Source organism: Shewanella sp. 10N.286.52.B9, assembly GCF_002873635.1.
GTDB lineage: Bacteria > Pseudomonadota > Gammaproteobacteria > Enterobacterales > Shewanellaceae > Shewanella.
The window spans coordinates 1-1,111 of record NZ_MCTY01000113.1; the positions used below are offsets into that span (position 1 = coordinate 1).

Genomic DNA, 1,111 nt, shown 5'->3' on the forward strand with positions numbered 1-1,111 from the left:
GAAAACTTTGAACATCGCCGTGAGTGGGTAGATAACCGAATTATTGAATTGGCGACGATTTTCGCGATTGATATCTGTGCTTATGCGGTGATGAGTAATCATTTACATGTGGTGCTAAAAGTGGATATCGATATCGCCAAAAACTGGTCTGATATTGAGGTGCTTACTCAATGGCATAAAGGCTTTAAAGGCACCTTGTTGACCCATAAATTTGTTAAAGGTGAAGCGCTTAATGAGTTTGAATTAAAGACGGTTAATGATTGTATTGCGCTATATCGAGAGCGATTGACCGATATCAGTTGGTTTATGCGTTCCTTGAGTGAACCGATTGCGAGAATGGCCAATAAAGAAGATAAGTGTACAGGTCGCTTTTGGGAAGGGCGCTTTAAATCGCAAGCATTACTTGATGACGCAGCAGTTCTCGCCTGTATGGCCTATGTTGATTTGAATCCAATTCGCGCTCAAATGGCTGCAACACCTGAAACTTCAGATTACACCAGTATTCAACGACGCATAAATTCAGCTATGAAAGGTGAGCAACCAAAAGAGTTACTGCCATTTGTAGGAAATGAACGTTTAGATATGCCTAATGGACTGATGTTTAGTGTTAAAGACTACATTGTGCTGGTTGAAGATACAGGGCGGATTATTCGAGAAGATAAACGCGGCGTCATTAGCGCGAGTAGTCAAGACATTCTCAATAGATTGAATATCCCTGCTGAAAACTGGTTAAAAATCACCACTGAGTTCGGTGCATTATTTAAAGGTGCGGTGGGGGCTTTACCTTCATTAACAGACTATTGCGAGCATCTAGACCTAAAACGACGACAAGGCGCAGCTAACTGTCAGCGCTGGTTGTGCGCTTAATACATCATTTCTTAATTTCAAATAAAAGCATTTCCCACTTGATAGATATCAAGTTTTTTTGCTGTGTTGACTTTAGTTTATGAGTTACTTTTGGTGATTAATGATGAAATATTTAGTCCTTTGGCAGGAATAATCCCATCAGTTAATGAATGTAGGTGTTAGCAACTCAAATCGAAAGGCGTTATGTTATAACTTCAAAATAATGAGTGGCACAATATTTCTTCCGGTAAGAGCGCACCGTGCG

At 40.2% G+C, this 1,111-nt stretch carries 1 protein-coding gene; it reads left to right on the top strand.

Annotated features, from left to right (window positions below):
• The coding region (locus BCU91_RS07115; protein ID WP_102531190.1) for a transposase at positions 1–867 on the top strand (867 nt) is incomplete at its 5' end.
• Positions 868–1,111 lie beyond the last annotated feature (244 nt).